17 protein-coding genes are annotated in these 18,080 nt (G+C 63.5%); 4 read left to right on the plus strand and 13 right to left on the minus strand.

The features are described 5' to 3' along the window. The first annotated feature begins 51 nt into the window (after positions 1–51). On the plus strand, positions 52–1,038 hold the full coding sequence (locus ABIE52_RS09805) for a serine hydrolase (RefSeq protein WP_007729299.1): 987 nt from the start codon (positions 52–54) through the stop codon (positions 1,036–1,038). Positions 1,039–1,064: 26 nt separating this feature from the next. Here the strand turns inward: ABIE52_RS09805 and rffA are convergent, their stop codons facing one another. After that, positions 1,065–2,207: a dTDP-4-amino-4,6-dideoxygalactose transaminase gene (gene rffA, locus ABIE52_RS09810; RefSeq protein ID WP_003942806.1), complete on the minus strand. Its 1,143-nt coding sequence runs from the start codon at positions 2,205–2,207 to the stop codon at positions 1,065–1,067. Then, a complete protein-coding gene (locus ABIE52_RS09815; RefSeq protein WP_003942691.1) occupies positions 2,197–3,183 on the minus strand; it encodes a glycosyltransferase in 987 nt (328 codons plus the stop codon). Before ABIE52_RS09815 ends, rffA begins: the two co-directional genes overlap by 11 nt. A gap of 172 nt (positions 3,184–3,355) precedes the next feature. On the opposite strand from ABIE52_RS09815, the gene ABIE52_RS09820 reads away from it, so the two are divergent. Together ABIE52_RS09820 and ABIE52_RS09825 are read left to right on the plus strand one after the other, a co-directional pair. Next, entirely contained in the window at positions 3,356–5,554 is a 2,199-nt protein-coding gene (locus ABIE52_RS09820) for a hypothetical protein (RefSeq protein ID WP_192712513.1), read from the plus strand. Next, entirely contained in the window at positions 5,551–5,997 is a 447-nt protein-coding gene (locus ABIE52_RS09825) for a GtrA family protein (RefSeq protein ID WP_030535434.1), read from the plus strand. Before ABIE52_RS09820 ends, ABIE52_RS09825 begins: the two co-directional genes overlap by 4 nt. A 4-nt stretch (positions 5,998–6,001) precedes the next feature. On the opposite strand, the gene ABIE52_RS09830 is transcribed toward ABIE52_RS09825, so the two are convergent. Further along, the gene (locus ABIE52_RS09830; RefSeq protein ID WP_192712514.1) at positions 6,002–6,580 is read right to left on the minus strand and encodes a TetR/AcrR family transcriptional regulator; all 579 of its coding nucleotides are present in this window, start codon (positions 6,578–6,580) and stop codon (positions 6,002–6,004) included. A gap of 68 nt (positions 6,581–6,648) precedes the next feature. On the opposite strand from ABIE52_RS09830, the gene ABIE52_RS09835 reads away from it, so the two are divergent. Continuing rightward, complete coding sequence (locus ABIE52_RS09835) at positions 6,649–7,224, plus strand: dihydrofolate reductase family protein (RefSeq protein ID WP_070162251.1); 576 nt, start codon at positions 6,649–6,651, stop codon at positions 7,222–7,224. Here the strand turns inward: ABIE52_RS09835 and trmD are convergent. The 10 genes from trmD to ftsY all read right to left on the minus strand — a co-directional run bounded on the left by trmD (position 7,221) and on the right by ftsY (position 18,043). Further along, positions 7,221–7,925, minus strand: a complete 705-nt coding sequence (gene trmD / locus ABIE52_RS09840; RefSeq protein ID WP_192712515.1) for a tRNA (guanosine(37)-N1)-methyltransferase TrmD — start codon at positions 7,923–7,925, stop codon at positions 7,221–7,223. The two genes, ABIE52_RS09835 and trmD, sit on opposite strands and share 4 nt — an antisense overlap. Before the next feature lie 9 nt (positions 7,926–7,934). Next, positions 7,935–8,507, minus strand: coding sequence for a ribosome maturation factor RimM (gene rimM / locus ABIE52_RS09845; RefSeq protein WP_050656639.1), 573 nt, complete (start codon positions 8,505–8,507; stop codon positions 7,935–7,937). 14 nt (positions 8,508–8,521) lie between these two features. Then, positions 8,522–8,764 (minus strand): RNA-binding protein, encoded by a 243-nt coding sequence (locus tag ABIE52_RS09850; protein ID WP_003939023.1) that lies wholly within the window; start codon positions 8,762–8,764, stop codon positions 8,522–8,524. Further along, entirely contained in the window at positions 8,761–9,231 is a 471-nt protein-coding gene (gene rpsP / locus ABIE52_RS09855; RefSeq protein ID WP_192712516.1) for a 30S ribosomal protein S16, read from the minus strand. The genes ABIE52_RS09850 and rpsP overlap by 4 nt, the downstream gene beginning before the upstream one ends. A gap of 209 nt (positions 9,232–9,440) precedes the next feature. Continuing rightward, on the minus strand, positions 9,441–10,523 hold the full coding sequence (locus tag ABIE52_RS09860; RefSeq protein ID WP_161121262.1) for an amidohydrolase family protein: 1,083 nt from the start codon (positions 10,521–10,523) through the stop codon (positions 9,441–9,443). Between the two features lie 3 nt (positions 10,524–10,526). Beyond that, positions 10,527–12,104 carry a signal recognition particle protein gene (gene ffh / locus ABIE52_RS09865; RefSeq protein WP_003942713.1) on the minus strand — a complete coding sequence of 526 codons (1,578 nt, stop codon included), beginning with the start codon at positions 12,102–12,104 and terminating at the stop codon, positions 10,527–10,529. A 115-nt stretch (positions 12,105–12,219) separates the two neighbouring features. Continuing rightward, the gene (locus ABIE52_RS09870; protein ID WP_003942689.1) at positions 12,220–14,727 is read right to left on the minus strand and encodes a [protein-PII] uridylyltransferase; all 2,508 of its coding nucleotides are present in this window, start codon (positions 14,725–14,727) and stop codon (positions 12,220–12,222) included. After that, the gene (locus tag ABIE52_RS09875) at positions 14,717–15,055 is read right to left on the minus strand and encodes a P-II family nitrogen regulator (protein ID WP_003942772.1); all 339 of its coding nucleotides are present in this window, start codon (positions 15,053–15,055) and stop codon (positions 14,717–14,719) included. Before ABIE52_RS09875 ends, ABIE52_RS09870 begins: the two co-directional genes overlap by 11 nt. A gap of 56 nt (positions 15,056–15,111) precedes the next feature. Beyond that, positions 15,112–16,371 (minus strand): ammonium transporter, encoded by a 1,260-nt coding sequence (locus ABIE52_RS09880; RefSeq protein ID WP_042450902.1) that lies wholly within the window; start codon positions 16,369–16,371, stop codon positions 15,112–15,114. Between the two features lie 247 nt (positions 16,372–16,618). Beyond that, positions 16,619–18,043: a signal recognition particle-docking protein FtsY gene (gene ftsY, locus ABIE52_RS09885; protein ID WP_192712517.1), complete on the minus strand. Its 1,425-nt coding sequence runs from the start codon at positions 18,041–18,043 to the stop codon at positions 16,619–16,621. Between the last annotated feature and the right edge of the window lie 37 nt (positions 18,044–18,080).

The following is an 18,080-nucleotide window of genomic DNA, read 5'->3' on the forward strand; positions in this document are numbered from 1 at the left end:
GAGACAAGAAGATCGGCAACAGTGCCGTGTCAGGGCTACCGGGGGAAACAAATGAGTACGCGGTACGTCCGGATTGCCGCAATGGTGGCCGCAGTTACTTTTGCGGCTTCGTGCAGCGGTGGACAGAACCCGGATGATCCGATGCAGACCCCCGCCTTTCCCGACACCAATGTTCCGGTAGCCGAGACCCTCGACGGCCGTCTGGGACAGGCTCAGGTGGCTGCGCTCGGGCGTGGTGCGGACGTCTCCATCGCCATCCTCGACCGCTCCTCGGACAAGTACCTCGACGTCGCCGGTGACCAGCAGATCGAAACAGCCTCGGTGGCAAAACTTTTCATCGCCGAGGATCTACTTCATCAGGATGCGCGCGGTGAGCGACCCATCACGGACGACGATCGCACCCTCATGGCGGCGATGCTCGAATCCTCCGACGACACCGCAGCCAACCTCCTGTGGGACGAGGTCGGCGGCCAAGAGGTGATCACCCGCGTCGCCGAGCGTTACGCACTGACCGCGACGACGCCGCCCTGGGACGGAATGTGGTGGAACACCGAGACCACGACACGTGACCTGGTCACCTTCTACAGCGGTGTCCTCGACGACTCCGATCAACTCGGACCTGAACGGGTCGAGCAGTTCGTCGAGTACCTGCGGCAATCCACTCCCGAAGGAACCGACGGTTACGACCAGAGATTCGGCCTGCCCGAGGCCTTGTTCGGCGAGCCCGTCATAGGAGTCAAACAGGGCTGGATGTGCTGTGTCGAGGACAAGTGGATCCATCTGTCCACCGGCATCGTCGGTGACGACAACCGATACATCATCGCGATCGGTTCGCGAGAAGACGTCCAGTACACGGATGAGGACAGCTTCTATCCCGACACCTCGTTCACCGATGCCGTCGACGACGAAAGTGCACTGCACGCACGCGACACGGTCACCGGCGTCACGCAGATTCTCTTCCCGAGCGGAAGCATCGACGACTGGGCAGCGGCATCCACGACCGCGGATTCGGCGATGCCCGAAGCTTCCGGGCCCTGATTCGATCCACGCGGTCGTGTTCGTCCTCAAGCCTGCTTGTACTCGAGCACCGAACCGATGACACGGTCCTGTTGTTCGAACGTGAGCATGGGCCACAGCGGCAGTCGAAGGATCGACGCGGAGAACTCGGCACTACGCACGCACGGCTGCGGTGTTCGTCCGTAGCGCACACCGGCCGCACTCGTATCGAGCGGAACGTAGTGGAACGGCGCCACGATTCCGTCACCGGCAAGGTGCCGAATCAAGCCGTCACGGCTCTCTTCGGTCGGCATCTTGAGATAGAACAGGTGCGCAGTGTGCTCGCGATCATCGGGCACCGCCATGGGCACGACACCGTTCGCGGCCGCCCACTCGCCCAGACTCACGCTGTAGGCATCCCAGACGCGATGCCTGGCCGCCTGAATCGCGTCGAACTCGGAGAGTTGTGCGTCGAGGACGGCGGCATTGAGTTCACTGGGCAGATAACTCGACCCGATGTCCTGCCACGAATACTTGTCGACCTGCCCGCGCAGGAAACGCGCACGGTCGGTCCCCTTCTCACGGATGATTTCGGCGCGAGTCATCAACTGATCGTCGGAGAGCAACAGCGCGCCGCCCTCACCGCAGTGAACGTTCTTGGTGTCGTGAAAACTCTGCGTTCCGATAGTTCCGATGGTGCCGAGCGAGCGCCCGCGCCACTTTCCGCCGAGTCCGTGAGCGTTGTCTTCGATCAACGCAACGCCGTGGAGTTCCGCGAGGTCGAGGAGAGGTTCCATGTCCGCGGCGACTCCGCCGTAATGCATGACCAGTACAGCTTTGGTGCGTTCGGTGATCGCCGCCGCGACGCACGCCGGGTCGATGTTGCCGGTACTCGGATCGATGTCGACGAAAACAACAGTGGCCCCGCGCAACGCGACGGCGGTCGCCGCCGAACTGAACGCGAAGCTCGGAACTATTACCTCGTCGCCCGGGCCCAATTCGAGCAGCAGCGCACCCAATTCGAGTGCATGCGTGCACGAGGTGGTCAGCAGAGCATGCGTGGATCCGGTGATCGCCTTGAGCGCTGCAGTCGCGGACTTGGTGAAACGTCCGTCACCGTGAATGTGGTCGGACTCCAGAACCGTTGCCAGATTCGACAATTCGTTCGATGCCCGATAGGGGCGGGAGAAGATGATGCGATCAGTGCTCACGACTACGCCGATCGATCGAGGTTCCGGGCCGCGGGGAGTCGACAGTCAGATACAGCGGCTTTCCGACAAGGACGTGCAGTGCCACACCGAGATATTCGGCAATGAGCCCGAGCGAGAACAGAATCGCACCCGAACAGACCAGCAGCGCCATGATGATCGACGCCCATCCTTCGGGATCATTGTTGTCGCCGGTCATGGCCCCGATGAAGATCACCGCGGCCATGATCACGCCGGCCGACGCCAGGGTGACTCCGAGCAGGCTGACCAGCCGCAGACCGCGTGTTCCGCTACACAACACCATCTTCCAGAACAACGAGAACAAACGGCGGTAGTTGTACCCGGATTCTTCGCGGCCTTCGGCTCGAAGTGTCACCGGCGCCGTGGCCGTGTTACCGACAACCCACGTCAGCGCAACGTCCAGATACACGCCGTTGGCCGCGACGCCGGCCAACTGTCGGCCGATGTCACCGCGGATCAGGCGATAACTTTCGAATCTCGTCGAATCAGGGAACGCGAATACCGTCGCCAAGACGATCTTTGCGCCGCGCGAGGTCAGGTTCCGCAAGAATCCGTGCGGGCGTGTGTTCGTGGGTTTGGAATACACGAGATCGGATCGCTCCGTCAGCGCGGTGTCGAGGAAAGCCCCGATGTGCACCGGGTCGTGCTGGCCGTCCTCGTCCATCGTCACGATCCACTGTCCAGTTGCAGCGGCCATGCCGGCGATGGTCGCCGCGTCCTGGCCGTAGTTGCGGCTGAGCCACACGACACGCACCTGCTCGAAACGGCGCTCCAATTCGAGTAACACGACGTCGGAGCGATCCGGCCCGTTGTCGTGAACCAGCACGATCTCGTCGACGGAGAACTGCGCACCACCGGGCGTCGCACTCGGTGTGCCCAGGCCGTCCAACTCCTCGACGAGCGCCGTGATCGTCTTTTCGCCCTGATAAACGGGCACTACGACGGAAATCGAGTGCACTCGCTTCCACTCCCTTCAGGGGGCTCGACTGGCGCCGAGAGACAGGCACGATCGGGCCCACACCGTCGCGAACTTTAACACGCAGAGATGTCTTGACTTCGGATGCCGGCGGCGCGTGACGCGCTCGCGTCTCCGTACGCCCCACCTGCCCTGTTAAGGTCTGGAACTCGTGGTGGAAACTCGCACTCTCGCCCGGGCAGACGTGTACAAGTGGGGCGCCGTCACGGCGATCGGTGTCATCGCCGGTTATCTGGCCGTGGTGCTCGCGAATGCTCGTCACTTCTACACCGACGACACCGAGTCCCAATACGCGCCGCTGTGGGTCATGCTCGGCCGCAGTCTGCGAGAAGGACACCTCCCGGTGCTCGTCCCCGAGAACTGGATGGCGGGCAACTACGCGATCGAGGAAGCAGGCCTTCTCAATCCACCGCAACTCCTGATCGACCTGATCGCACCGTCCTTCGACAACCTGGCGTTGTACGCGACGATCGTGAAGTTGATCTTCGCGATCATCCTTGCACTCGGCGTCTATCGGATCTGCCTCGAGTACGGCTCGAAGCCCACGTGGGCTGCCGTCGCCGGCGTCTCGATTCCGTTCACCGGTTTCCTGCTGTTCTTCGACTCGGCCAGTTGGATGACTGCCTTCACCGGCACTGCCTGGATGGTTCAGGCGTGGGCGTCGGCAATCCGCTACGCCCGAGGTAAGAGCGGTCCGATCCCGACCTTCGTGTTCTTGTATCTCGCGATGTCGGTCCAATATGTTTTCCCCGCAGTCGAATCCGGCTTGATGATCGGCGCGGTCGCAATCGGCGAAGTTGTCTATCAGCGGCGTTGGCTGCCGTCACTGCGGCTTCTGGCGGTGTCCGCGTGTGCCGCTCTGGCCGGTCTCGCGACGTATCTGCCGAGCCTGCTCACCGCGGACGTCACCTGGCGCGGTGCATCCGAAGTCAAGAACGACGCATTCCTCGCCGTCCCGTGGTCGGAATCGCTGAACGCGAGCCTGCCGAGCACGATGCCCGCGTTCACCTCGTGGTGGGGATACATCCAGACCATGCCCATGGTCTACATCGCCTGGTTCCTCATACCCGCCCTGGCATTCATCGACTGGGGCAAGGCACGCGCCGCGGCACGCGAATTGACCGCCGTCGGGATCTTCACGGTCGCAGTCCTCATGTGGACTGCCGGGCCGAGCACGATCGGCCCACTGCGGTGGCCCGCGCGCGTACTTCCGATGGTGGCCATCGGACTCCTGCTTCTGGTGTGCATCCTGCTCGGGCGTTACGCCACGACCGACAAGTTGCGCGGGCGCTGCGTTGCAGCGGGAATCCTCGTGGGCCTGCTTCTGATTCGGTCAGCCTCGGCAGCTCCCGGGCTCGCGAAATGGCATGTGATCTCAGCCCTGCTCGTTGCCGCACTCGGCGCCGCGATGATCTGGCTCGGCCGTACCAAAGGCACCGCTTTCGCATGCCTCATAGCGATCGTCGCGGTCTCCCCCATCGCGTACGCCCAGGTTCGGGCCGCGCAACCAACCCCGATGAGCTGGAACCTGCCCGAATCCCGCTCGGAGATGAAAGAGGCCTTCCCCGACTTCGAAGGCACGACACTGCAACTGGGCGACCGTGCACTCATCGCCCCCGGGGACAAAACCCTCGACGGAGCGTACGGTTCCCTGGCTTTCGGCAACTACCCCAAAGACCTCGAACTGACCTACACCAGCGGCTACACCCCCAACGGGCACTTCTACTTCGGTGACCTGCTCTGCATGCGCTGGGACATGAGTGTCTGCCCCGACGCCTTCCGACGCGCATTCACCGTCGAACCCACCACCGGCCGCACCATCGTCGACCTGATGAACGTGGACCGCGTCGTACTGCAGAACGCTCTCTACCCCGATGCACGCAAGAACCCGGCTCCCGACGGATGGAAATGGGTCGACTACCCCGGACACGAGAACTACATCTCGGTACTCGAACGCGTCGACGGCCCCGTCTCGACACGCAACGGACGCATCGCCGACGCCCACGGCGTCGAGGCTACGTCGATCGCGGAATCGAACATGTCGAGCACCCTTCGTGTCAGTTCGGAGACCGGCGGCAAGGTTGTGTTCGCACGGCTCGGCTGGCCCGGATATCGGGCGAGCATCGACGGTCAGCCTGTCCCGATCGACGTCGTCGCGAAGTCCTTTGTCACCGTGGACATTCCCGCCGGGACGAAGGACGCAGAGCTTGTCCTGACGTGGCGTCCCCCGGGATGGAAGGTCGGCGGCGCTTCGATGGTCGCCGGAGTCCTCGGACTCGGCGTGCTCGAGTGGATGTATCTGCGGACCCGACGCAAGGACGGGATCAACACCGTGAAAACCGAGTCTTCATGACCGAAGACATCGCATCACCCGAGAATCCCGGCCCACTGCTTCGGGTGGTCAAGCATCAACCCATCGCATTTGCCATTGTCGGAGTGGCTAATACGGCGATCGGATACGTGCTCTTCGTGATCTGGACACTGATCCTCGACAACAAGGATCTGTATCAAGTGGCTGTGATCGGCGCGTACTCCATCAGCGTGCTCATCGCTTTCGTTCTGCATCGGACTCTCGTTTTCCGCGTCCGCGGACATGTGGCACGCGACCTGGGAGCGTTCATCGTCGTCAATTCCGGTGGCCTCGTGCTGAATCTGATACTCGGAACAATCGCGGTGTCAATTCTGCATGCCCCGCCGCTTCCCGCCCAGGCGGTTGTCATGTTGATCGTTGCCGGGGTGAGTTTCTTCGGTCATCGATACTTCTCGTTCCGCCGCAAACCTGCCGAGCGGCACTGACCTTCTACGATTCGCGGGGTAGCGCTCGATCCACCGCGGCCTCGACGATCGTACGAATATCTTCCTCCCCGAACAGGTTCGGCAATGTCAGTCGATCCAGTACGAGCCAGTTCAGCGACAAATAGAGCAGGCGAACGGTCATCGCATCACCCGGCACGCCCGACGCCAGATGATTGGCTACGTTCAGATCGAAGTCTTCTCGGATGCGGACGGTCAGCACCGCTCGCAGGTCCGGTCGACGCGTCGCCTCCAGTCGCAACTCCATGAGCGCGAGGAAACCTGTTCCGAACGAGGTGACGCGCTCGACCACGTCGAGCATGAGCGTCACCAGGCGCTCACGATCGGTGCCGTTGACGGGATCGATCATCCCTTCGAGGTCCTCCGGAATCAGTCGCTCGTAGATCCGGCCACCCGCTTGAGTGAGCAGGTCGTCGCGATTGGAGAAGTAGTTCGACGCTGTCCCGTTCGGCACTGCTGCCTGGGCGTCGACGGCTCGAAACGTCAAGCCTCGAGCACCCTCTCGGGCCAACACCTCGATTGCCGCGTCGATCAGGGCAAGCCGGCGTTCCGGGTTCTTTCGCACTTGACATCACTCCTGACACGGCCCTAGGTTAAACCACTACAAACATAGTACTACGAACGGAGCGCTATATGCGAAAGCTTGTGTACTACGTGGGAGCGTCCCTCGACGGATACATCGCGGGGCCTGGTGGCGAATTCGATTTCCTCCCGGTCTCCGAACAGATCACGGCCTGGATATGCGATCGATATCCTGAAACCGTGCCAACGCATGTGCGGCCCGCTCTCGGAATCGAGGACGCGCCCAACAGGACCTTCGACACGGTCGTCATGGGCCGCGGCTCCTACGAGCCCGGGCTGGCCGCCGGAGTGAAAAGCCCCTTCGCGCACCTGCGTCAGTTCGTCGTCTCCACAACCATCCCTGACGCCGAGGATCCCCCCGTCACCATCGTTCGCGCCGATCCGCTTGGGGTAGTCAGATCTCTCAAAGAGGAAGAAGGACAAGATATCTGGCTGTGTGGCGGCGGAACTCTCGCCGGCGAACTACTACCGGAGATCGACGAGTTGATCATCAAGAGGTATCCGGTAGTCGCCGGCGCAGGCATACCGATGATCAGAGGTAACTTCGAGCCGACACTGTTCACACCGACTGCAACCGAATCGCTCGACGACGGCGCAAGCATCACCTGGTTGAAGCGAAATACCTAAGGAAGAAGATCCGGTCGACGCTCGGCCGTGCGCTGCAGCGACTGCTCATGGCGCCACGCTTTGATCTTCGCGTGATCACCGGAGAGAAGCACCGGCGGAACTTCGAGGTCGCGCCACACACCCGGGCGAGTGTAGCTAGGCCCTTCGAGAAGGCCGTCGGAGAACGAATCCTCTTGGTGTGACAGCTGATTGCCGAGAACGCCGGGCATCAGTCGCACGACAGCCTCGACCATCACCAGCACCGCTGCTTCGCCGCCGATCAGGACATAATCGCCGATGCTGACTTCTTCGACTCTGACCCGCTTGGCGGCGTCGTCGAAAACCCGTTGATCGATACCTTCGTATCGGCCGCAGGCGAAGACGAGGTGCTTGGCGTTGGACCAGCGGTGCGCGGTCTCCTGGGTGAACGGAACGCCGGCGGGAGTGGGCACCACCAGAATGGTCTCGGCATCATCGGGGCCGGAAGAATCGGAGCGCCCGATCACGTCGTCCAGTGCCGGGCCCCAGACGGTTGGTTTCATGACCATGCCGGGTCCGCCGCCGTACGGGGAATCGTCGACGGCTTTGTGTACGTCATGGGTCCACGACCGCAGATCGTGGACGTCGACCGAGATCAAGCCACGTTCGATTGCCTTGCCCAGCAAGGCAGCACGAAGCGGTTCGAGATACTCGGGAAAGATGGTGACTACATCGAGACGCATGACAAGCGATCAGTCGCTGTCGGCGTTCGAATTGTCGCTGTTCGACTTGTCACCGAAGTCCGGGTCGAGCAGTCCCTCGGGGGGCTCGATCACCACGACGCCGTCGGCGATCGACACCGAGGTGACGATGGCTGCGACAAACGGGATCAGCAATTCACCGGACGTCTCACCGGCGCGGCGAATCGATAGCAATTCACCTGCGGCGGAATGCAATACCTCGATGACCGAACCGATCTCGGTGCCGTCCGTGAGGACGACCTTCAGTCCTTCGAGTTCGTGATCGTAGAACTCGTCCGGATCATCCGAAGGCTCGAGTTCGGAACTGTCGATGACAAACAGTGTGCCGCGCAACGCATCTGCGTCGCCACGGTCACTGACGCCTTCGAGGCGCAGCAGAAGCCGCCCGGAATGATCCCGGGCGGCTTCCACTGTGTACGACTTCAGTGTGGACTCGCGCGGCTTGCGCCCACGCAGCACGGAACCTACGGCAAAACGATCTTCGGGCTCGTCTGTACGAACCTCGACTACCAATTCACCTTTGATGCCATGCGACTTCGCGACACGACCGACTACGAGTTCCACCTGTTTACTGCCGTCTACTGATCGGTGTCGACGACATCAACACGGATACCGCGGCCACCGATGCCGGAGACCAAGGTCCGCAGAGCGGTCGCAGTGCGACCACCCCGACCGATGACCTTGCCGAGATCGTCTGGGTGCACGTGCACCTCGACGGTCCGTCCCCGACGTCCGGTGATCAGCTCGACGCGCACATCGTCGGGATTGGCGACGATGCCACGCACGAGATGCTCTACCGCATCAGCGACGACGGCACTCACTTGTCAGCAGCCTCGGCGTCTGCAGCGGGAGCCTCGGCGTCAGTCGCGGTGTCTTCTGCCTTGGCCTCGTCAGCCTTTGCAGCCTTCTTCTTCTTGGGGGTGATTGCTTCTGCAACCGGCTCGTTCTCGGCCTGCGCGAGCGCAGCCTGGAAGAGCTCGAGCTTGGTGGGCTTGGCTTCCTTGACGCGCAGGGTGCCTTCGGTGCCCGGCAGGCCCTTGAACTTCTGCCAGTCACCGGTGATCTTGAGGAGTGCCTCGACGGGCTCGGTGGGCTGTGCGCCCACGGACAGCCAGTACTGAGCGCGCTCGGAATCGATGTCGATCAGCGAGGGCTCTTCCTTGGGGTGGTACTTACCGATGGTCTCGATCGCACGGCCGTCACGACGGGTGCGCGAGTCGGCGATGACAACGCGGTACTGAGCGTTGCGGATCTTACCGAGGCGGGTGAGCTTGATTTTGACAGCCACAGCTGCAGTTCTCCTTCAGCGCGCACAACAGTGCTGCGCATGTCACGTGCAATTCAGCGACCCACACGATTTGTGAGCCCGGTTTTGCCTCTATCCTGTGACCGTCGCAGCGGTACGTAACCGGTTGCGACGAACAATGGTCCATTGTGCCAGATGGGTGGGCTCGTTCGGAAACCACCCTGTGCGCGCTTCGAGAGTGCGTGGACTCCCTAACCACTCACGTGGGTTCCGCGGAGGATCACACGCATCGGCTTCGCGAGCACATCGGGGTTTCCGCGCGGATCTTCGGAATAAACCACCAGGTCGGCGGGCGCTCCTTCTTCGATCCCCTGCGCACCCAGCCAACTCCGCGCGTCCCAGCAGGCTGCGCCCAGCGCCTGATGCGCCGTCAAACCGGCAACTTCGAGTTCGGCGATCTCGTCGGCGATCCGCCCGTGCCTGATCGATCCGCCGGCATCCGTTCCGGCATAGATCGGAATCCCGGCCTCGTGAGCGGCACCGATCGTCCGATGTCGACGAGCGTGCAGATCCCGCATGTGCGCCGCGTAGATCGGATACCGCGTGGCGGAGTCCGCGATCTCGGGGAAAGTTGCGATGTTGATCAGCGTCGGAACCAAGGCCGTGCCGTGAGCGACCATCAACTCGATGGTCGCGTCCGTCAATCCGGTGCCGTGCTCGATGCAGTCGATGCCGGCGTTGATCAGGCCGGGCAGAGCATCCTCGGCAAAGACGTGAGCGGTGACCCTTGCGCCTTCGGCATGGGCGGCAGCGATGGCCTCGACCAGAATCTCGTCGCTCCACAACGGGGCGAGGTCGCCGATGGAACGATCGATCCAGTCCCCGACGAGCTTGACCCAACCGTCACCGGCGCGTGCCTGCCGCACCACCTCGGCCGGCAACTGAGATTCGTCGTCCAGGTCGACCGGCAGGCCCGGGATGTACCGCTTCGGTGCTGCGATGTGCTGACCTGCGCGAATGATCCGCGGCAGATCGAGGCGCTCGTCGATGAACCTGGTGTCGACCGGCGATCCGGCGTCACGAAGCAACAGCACGCCCGCGTCACGTTCGGTCTTCGCCTGCCCCAGCAAGCCGTCGACGGTTTCGCCGCCGCCACCGCCGTAGCGGATACCGACGTGACAGTGCGCATCCACGAGACCCGGTGTGATCCAACCCGATTCGACGATCGTCTCCGCACCCGACACCGGCTCGAAGGAAATCAGCCCGTCGACGATCCACAATTCGATCGGCTCGGCATCGGGCAGACCGATACCCCGCAGATGAAGCGCAGCCACCGACTACTTCTTGGGCAGCTTGAGCTGGGAGAGATCGATGCCTTCCAGTCCGGGCGGCAACTGATCGAGACCCTTGGGCATGTTCGACAGGTCGGGCATACCGGCCGGCATTCCGCCGGGCATACCCGGGAATCCGCCCATGCCGGGGAATCCTCCGCGCATCTTGGGCTGCGTCGGGCCCTTGCCGCCCTTCTTGCCCTTCTTGCCCTTCTTGCTGCGAACCTGCTTACGCGCGCCGGGCATACCCATACGGCCGGCCATGGCAGCCATCATCTTGCGGGCTTCGAAGAAACGGTCCACCAACTGGTTGACGTCGGAAACCTTGACGCCCGAACCGTTCGCGATGCGCAGTCTGCGTGAGGCGTTGATGATCTTCGGATCGTCGCGCTCGGCCGGCGTCATACCGCGGATGATGGCCTGAATGCGATCGAGTTGCTTCTCGTCGACGTTGGCCAGCGCGTCCTTCATGCCGCCGGCACCCGGCAACATACCGAGGAGGTTGCCGATCGGGCCCATCTTGCGGACGGCCATCATCTGATCGAGGAAGTCTTCGAGGGTGAGCTGACCGGAACCGATCTTCGCTGCGGTCGCTTCGGCCTGATCGGCGTCGAAAACCTGCTCGGCCTGCTCGATGAGGCTCAGGACATCGCCCATGCCGAGGATCCGGCTGGCCATGCGATCGGGATGGAAGACGTCGAAGTCTTCGAGCTTCTCGCCGGTGGAGGCGAAGAGGATCGGCTGGCCGGTGACCTCGCGGACGCTCAGCGCGGCGCCACCGCGGGCGTCGCCGTCGAGCTTGGTGAGGACGACACCGGTGATGCCGACTCCCTCACGGAAAGCGTCGGCCGTGCTGACCGCGTCCTGACCGATCATGGCGTCGAGGACGAAGATGGTCTCGTCCGGGTTGACGGCGTCACGGATACCGGCGGCCTGCGCCATCAGCTCCGAGTCGATACCGAGGCGACCGGCGGTGTCGACGATCACGACGTCGTAATGCTTGTTGCGTGCTTCTTCGACGCCGGCGCGGGCGACCTCGACGGGGTCGGCTGCGGACACGCCCAGTGCGTTCTCGCCGCCGCCGATGGAGGTACCGGGATGCGGCGCGAAGACTGCGGCGCCTGCACGCTCACCGACGATCTGAAGCTGAGTGACGGCGCCGGGACGCTGAAGGTCACAGGCGACGAGGAGGGGCGTGTGCCCCTGATCCTTGAGCCACTTGGCCAACTTTCCGGCCAGCGTGGTCTTACCGGAACCCTGCAGACCGGCCAACATGATGACCGTCGGCGGAGTCTTGGCGAACTGCAGTCGACGAGTTTCGCCGCCGAGAACCTCGACCAGTTCTTCGTTGACGATCTTGACGACCTGCTGAGCCGGGTTCAGTGCACCCGAGACCTCGGCGCCCTTGGCACGTTCCTTGATCTTGGCGATGAAGCTACGCACTACGGGAAGCGCTACGTCGGCCTCGAGCAGGGCAAGGCGGATCTCGCGGGCCGTAGCGTCGATGTCGGCGCCGGACAGACGACCCTTGCCACGCAGATCCTTGAGAGATCCGGTCAATCTGTCGGAAAGGGATTCGAACACCGAGTGCGCTCCTGAAGGTCGTGCGAGTTAGCCGTGGATATTCTCGGGCACCAGCCTAGCCGCTACGCCCGCACCGATCCCAGCCGATGCGGGCGTAACTGCCGAAACCGGTCCGTCAATCCTCTTTCTTCTTGGGTTGTGGCACCGGAACCACCGCCAGCACCGCCTCCTCGACGCGCTCTCGCGCCGCGCGGGTATCGGCCTCACCGAAGTCGAGGCAGAACGCGTCGACCACCGAGGAACCCAAGGTGGCGACCTTCGCCCACCGGATGTCGGCTCCACTGTGTTCGAGTGCTGCGGCCAGTCGGCAGAGCAGGCCGACGCGGTCCTCGGTACGCAATTCGAGGATCGCCTGACCGTCACCGGGCGCGTCGAACCAGATGACCCGCGGCGGCGCCTGCGCATACAGCACCGGAACCGCGGAATCCTTGTTGGTCTGGATCGGGTCGTCCCACTGCTCTGCCCGTGCCTCCTCGTCCTTCGCGTCGAGAAGTTCGAGCAAATTCAGTTCACCGGCCGAAGCCCGGATCAATTCCTGCCGGAGCAACACCGCCTGCGGGGGTGTGCCGAACCTCGGCGTCACGACAAACGAGTTGACCGCCGAACCTGCATGCGACCCCAGCGATGCGGAATGCACCCGCAACGACTGCAGCGCCAGAACTCCGGCAGCCCGAGACAGCAGCCCGGGAGCGTCGGGCGCGATGACGGTCACGACGTAGGTGTGCGCATTCTCGGCCGGAACGAGCGAGACGTGAACCCCGCCCTCCTCGGCGATGGCCAATTGCTCGGGAGCGAGTGGATCGGGTTGCGGGAGCTCCTCCCCTGCCATCAGCAAACGACAACGACGCACCAGCTCGCCGATCAACGACGACTTCCAGTCGCCCCAGACACCAGGCCCGGTGGCCAGCGAATCCGCTTCCGCCAACGAATGCAGGAGATCGAGAAGGGTCCCGTCTCCCTCGAGTGCGTCGACCACTCGCTGCACCGTTGCCGGATCGTCGAGGTCGCGACGGGTGGCGGTTTCCGGCAACAGCAAGTGGTAGCGCACCATCGCCGTCAACGTCGCGACGTCGGAAGGCCAGAGTCCCAAGCGATTTCCGATCGCGGTGGCCAATTCGGCACCGACGACGCTATGGTCTCCCCCTCGCCCCTTCCCGATGTCGTGGATCAACGCACCGAGCATGAGCAGATCCGGCCGGGCGACGCGAGTGGTGAATCCGCTTGCATACGCGGCGGTTTCAACCAGGTGGCGATCCACCGTCCACGTATGGACGGCGTCGCGCGGCGGAAGATCGCGAATGGTCCCCCACTCCGGCAGGAGTCGACCCCAGAGCCCGGTCCGGTCCATCGCCTCGATCACCGGAACCGCACGCGATCCCGAACCCAGCACGACCAAGAGATCGTTGACTGCATTTTTCGGCCACGGCTCACGCAGTTCCGGGGCATTGTCCGCCAGGCGATTGAGCGTCGACGCGGAGATCGGCATGCCGTTGGTGGCCGCCGCTGCCGCGACCCGCATCACCAGACCGGGATCCTTCTTCGGTCTCGCATCGCGCGCCAGAACTACTTCGCCGGCATGCTCGACGACGCCCTCGTCCAGTGGCCGCCGCACCGGCGCGCGACGCAGCCGCGACAAACCACGCCGGGGCAAGGAGTTTCCGGCGGTACGGATACCGACGTCGACCGAATAGCTGATGGTGCGCGCCGATTCGCTGAGAAGTCGCGCCAGATCGAAGCGATCACCGATCCGTAGCGCCGCACCGATCTCGTCGGCGTCCTGTGCTCGCAGTTGGTCGCGGGCGCGACCGGCAACGCGGTGAAGTTCGGTGCGCACGTCGAGCAACCGCCTGTGCGCAAGTGCCAGACCGCCGCCGGGCGAGTTGGGTCCCAGCCCCGGCATCCCGTCGGTCAATTGCGCGATGGACAGGGCGTTGAGCAGTTGCACGTCGCGCAGCCCGCCACGACCGCTCTTGAGATCCGGTTCGGCGCGATGGGCGATCTCGCCGCTGCGCTCCCACCTCGTACGGGTCTGGGTGATCAATTCGTCGAATCGGCTGCGGATGTCCATGCGCCACTGTCGTCGCACACCACTGATCAACAAGTTGCTCAGCTCCACGTCGCCCGCAATGTGGCGTGCTTCGAGCATTCCGAGTGCTGCCGTCATGTCGGTGGCCGCAACCTGAAGCGCCTGCGGAAGCGTCCGCACGCTGTGGTCGAGTTTGATGTGCGCGTCCCACAGCGGGTACCACAGGCTGTCCGCAACCTGGGCCACGACCGCCGGGTCCATGTCGTCGTGCAGCAGAATCAGATCGAGATCGGAATACGGCAGCAGTTCGCGTCGGCCGAGACCACCCACGGCGACGATGGCAAACCCACAATCCGGTTTGATGCCCAGTTCGGTCCCCTTGGTGGTCAACCAGAATTCGTGCAGATCGACCAGTGCATGTCGCAGCGCGGGGGCGTCGAGCCTCCTGTTCTTGACGCCTCCGGTGAGTAGGGCCTTGCGTGCGCGGGCCAGGTCCGCAGCTTCGTCGGATCCCCCTGACGAGACCGGCCCTGGCCCCGTCGCTTTCGCGACGGAACCAGGGCCGAAGTTCTCGGACCCTTTCGGGTCAGAGTGCATCGCCACCGCGTTCCCCGGTGCGAACCCGGATGACCGACTCGACTGGCGAGACCCACACCTTGCCGTCACCGATCTTGCCGGTTCGAGCGGCCTCGACGATCACCTCGACCACCTTGTCCACGGCCGCGTCGTCGACGACGACCTCGACCCGGACCTTGGGTACGAAGTCCACGGAATACTCCGCGCCTCGGTACACCTCGGTGTGGCCCTTCTGTCGGCCGTAGCCCTGAACTTCGCTGACTGTCATACCCAGCACTCCGGCCTGCTCGAGTCCGGTCTTGACGTCCTCGAGCGTGAACGGCTTGACGATTGCTGTGATCAGCTTCATGTGCTCATCCCTTTCCAAACTCTGAAGTGCCTGAATTCACTTTAATCACGTGCTGATCACGCGAGGTCGTATGCGGTCTCTGCGTGTTCGGTCTCATCGATGCCGCGTGCCTCGTCCTCGGCCGAGATTCGCCAGCCCAGGGGCTTGAGTGCGAAGCCGATGATCGTCGTCAGAACGCCGGTGAAGACGAGTGCTGCGAGTGCGATCACGATCTGAACCACCAGTTGCTTGTAGTCGCCGCCGTAGAAGAGGCCGGTTGCGGTGCCGAAGAATCCGATACCGATCGTGCCCCACAGGCCGGAGACAAGGTGAACACCGACGACGTCGAGCGAGTCGTCGAAGCCGAAGCGGAACTTCAGGCCGACTGCGAGAGCGGACAGGATGCCGGCTACTGCGCCGAGGAAGATGGAACCGACCGGGTTGAGCGCACCGGCAGCAGGGGTGATGGCGACCAGACCGGCGACCGCACCGGAAGCTGCGCCGAGGCTGGTGGCGTGGCCGTCACGAATACGCTCGGTAGCGAGCCAGGCCAGGACTGCGGCACACGTCGCGGTGGTCGTGTTGACCCAGGCGAGACCGGCGTTACCGTCGGCGGCGAATGCCGAGCCGGCGTTGAAGCCGAACCAACCGAACCAGAGGAGTGCGGCGCCGAGCATCACGAAGGGCAGGTTGTGCGGACGGAAGGCGGTCTTGCCGAAGCCGAGACGCTTGCCGACGATGAGTGCGAGGACCAGACCGGCCATACCCGCGTTGATGTGAACGACTGTGCCACCGGCGAAGTCGATCGGAGCGACGTTGGCGACGGTGACTCCGTCGTCGTTGACCGTGGTGCCGAAGAGCTTTGCCGCGATGCCGTCCTCGGAACCCGAGAGGAGTCCGCCACCCCACACCATGTGTGCGAGCGGGAAGTAGACGACGGTGACCCAGATACCCGAGAACAGGAGCCAGGTGCCGAACTTGACCCGCTCGGCCAGGGCACCACTGATGAGTGCGGTGGTGATGATCGCGAATGTCACCTGGAACGCGATGTCGATGACGTTGGGGTAGCCCCAGGCGCCGGCGATGAAGTTGCCGTCAGCATCGGTGATGCTGTTCTTGAGGCCGAAGAACTCGAACGGGTTGGCAAAAATGCCCCCGATGTTCTCGGTGCCGTAGGACATCGACCATCCCCACAGAACGTAGATGACGCCGATGACGGCCATGGCCCCGAAGGACATCATCATCATGTTCAGGACGGACTTGGACCGAGACATCCCGCCGTAGAAGAAAGCGAGGCCGGGTGTCATCAGCAAGACCAGAGATGCAGCCATCAGCATCCATGCGGCGTTACCGGAGTTCGCCAACAAATCGTCGGTACTCACTTACTACCTCCTAGTCGCACGTGCCGGGCAGCACGTCGTTAAGGAGAAGAGTGCTGGGCTGGTGTTTCGTCCATGGCGCTGTCGCGTTTCGCAGACGTGAACCAATTGCCCAAATTTGTTGCAAACAGGTTTCGCCAGGGGGTTCTACCAACCCTGTGCGCCTTTTCGGTAGTTCGCGCTACCAAAAAGGCGCACGGGGGCGTCAGCCCAGGAGGGCGTCGACGAACGCACCCGGCTCGAAGGGCGCCAGGTCGTCGGCACCTTCACCGAGACCGACCAACTTCACCGGCACACCCAGTTCATGCTGAACCTGGAAGACGATTCCGCCCTTGGCGGTTCCGTCCAGCTTGGTCAGTACGACGCCGGTGATGTCCACGACCTCCGCGAACACTCGAGCCTGCGCCAATCCGTTCTGGCCGACCGTCGCATCGAGAACCAGCAGAACGTCGTCGACCGAGGCCTTCTTCTCGATAACCCGCTTGACCTTGCCGAGCTCGTCCATCAGGCCGGTCTTGGTGTGCAGGCGGCCGGCGGTGTCGATGAGGACCACGTCGACGCCGTCCGCGATGCCCCGTGAGACCGCGTCGAAGGCAATCGCAGCGGGATCGCCCCCCTCCTTGCCACGAACAACTTCAGCGCCGACACGCTCGGCCCACGTCTGGAGCTGATCGGCGGCGGCCGCGCGGAACGTGTCCGCGGCACCGAGCACGACGCGACGACCGTCGGCGACGAGCACGCGAGCCAACTTGCCGGTGGTCGTTGTCTTGCCGGTCCCGTTGACGCCGACGACGAGCAGAACAGCCGGGTGATCATCATGCGGCAATGCGCGGATGGAGCGGTCCAGTTCGGGACGCAGTTCGGCGATCAACACCTCGCGCAGAAGGGCGCGGGCGGCAGCCTCGGTCCGGACGCTGCGGGCCGCCATCTGCTCACGAAGCTTCGTGACGACCTTTTCCGTGGTCGCGGAGCCGAGGTCTGCGATGAGGAGGGTGTCCTCGACTTCTTCCCACGAGTCCTCGTCCAGATCGCCGCCACCGAGCAGACCCAGCAAGCTCTTGCCGACTGCTGACTGCGAGCGGGAAAGGCGCCCGCGCAGTCGGTCCAGCCGACCCTCGGTCGGGTCGATCTCGTCCAGCACGCGCGGTGCAGGCTCGACTGGCGCGGGAACGACGACGGGCTCGGGAACGACAGGTTCTTCGACAACCGGTTCTGCTACCGGCGCCTCTTCTACTACCGGCTCTTCGACAACCGGCTCCTCGACGGCGGCCGGCTTCTCCGCAACAGGTTCTTCGACAACCGGTTCCGCGACAGTTGGTTCCTCGATAACCGGTTCTTCGACGATCGGTTTTTCGACGACAGGTTCTTCGACGACGGGCGGCTTCTCGGCGACCGGCGGCGTCGGAACCACCGGAGGTGGCGCCGTTGCCGTCGACCCCTGACTGAAGTTGAACCCGCCACCGGCCTTGTAGCCGCCTGACTTGTCCTTCTCGGAGGCGCCGAGCTCCGGCTTCGTCTCGGGCGCCTTCAGCGATACCTGCCCCTTGCGGTAGCGCAGGAATCCGGCAACGAGAACGACGAGTAGTACGGCCGCTACAGCCGCGATGATGATCCAAGCCTGGGTAGTCACCGGCCCATTGTTTCAGGCTCCGACCCGGAAAGTGAGC

The sequence above is a fragment of the Rhodococcus sp. OAS809 genome (assembly GCF_040546695.1).
GTDB lineage: Bacteria > Actinomycetota > Actinomycetes > Mycobacteriales > Mycobacteriaceae > Rhodococcus_F > Rhodococcus_F qingshengii.

Bases quoted from the DNA above. Each gene is read 5' to 3' on its own strand.
- ABIE52_RS09805 (WP_007729299.1), top strand. From the start codon at position 52: ATGAGTACGCGGTACGTCCGGATTGCCGCAATGGTGGCCGCAGTTACT.
- ABIE52_RS09825 (WP_030535434.1), top strand. From the start codon at position 5,551: ATGACCGAAGACATCGCATCACCCGAGAATCCCGGCCCACTGCTTCGG.
- ABIE52_RS09835 (WP_070162251.1), top strand. From the start codon at position 6,649: ATGCGAAAGCTTGTGTACTACGTGGGAGCGTCCCTCGACGGATACATC.
- trmD (WP_192712515.1), bottom strand. From the start codon at position 7,925: ATGCGTCTCGATGTAGTCACCATCTTTCCCGAGTATCTCGAACCGCTT.
- ABIE52_RS09870 (WP_003942689.1), bottom strand. From the start codon at position 14,727: ATGCACTCTGACCCGAAAGGGTCCGAGAACTTCGGCCCTGGTTCCGTC.
- ABIE52_RS09875 (WP_003942772.1), bottom strand. From the start codon at position 15,055: ATGAAGCTGATCACAGCAATCGTCAAGCCGTTCACGCTCGAGGACGTC.
- ABIE52_RS09880 (WP_042450902.1), bottom strand. From the start codon at position 16,371: ATGCTGATGGCTGCATCTCTGGTCTTGCTGATGACACCCGGCCTCGCT.